This is a genomic window from Mycobacterium sp. UM_CSW (assembly GCF_000455205.1).
Taxonomy (GTDB): domain Bacteria; phylum Actinomycetota; class Actinomycetes; order Mycobacteriales; family Mycobacteriaceae; genus Mycobacterium.
This window is the reverse complement of the sequence record NZ_AUWQ01000184.1, coordinates 1-368: the sequence shown is the minus strand read 5'-3', so window position 1 is coordinate 368 and position 368 is coordinate 1. Positions and strand designations below refer to the sequence as shown.

Below are 368 nucleotides of genomic sequence, written 5' to 3'. Positions count from 1 at the left end.
CTTTGACCAGGGCCGCCCTGATGCAGTGTGGAGCTCGGACATCACGTACCTGACCTGCGGCGAAGGCGATATGTACCTGTGCGCAATCCGTGACGAGCACTCCAAACGGGTACTGGGCTGGTCAGTGGCCGACCACATGCGCACCGAGCTGGTCACGGACGCACTGGCCGCGGCCGTAGCCGTCAGAGGCGGCCAGGTCAGCGGCACCATCATCCACTCCGACAGGGGAACTCAATACACCGCTGCGGCGATGGCCCAGGCCTGCGCTGATGCCGGTTTACGCCGGTCAATGGGTGCCACCGGGATTTGCTGGGACAACAGCGGTGCCGAATCGCTGTGGTCGACGTTCAAGCACGAGTACTACTACC

The 368-nt window shown here is 63.6% G+C and carries 1 protein-coding gene; it reads left to right on the top strand.

Going from position 1 to position 368, the window contains the following annotated elements; translation table 11 throughout:
* Positions 1 to 25 precede the first annotated feature (25 nt).
* The coding region (locus N415_RS30355; RefSeq protein WP_239645743.1) for a DDE-type integrase/transposase/recombinase at positions 26 to 368 on the top strand (343 nt) is incomplete at its 3' end.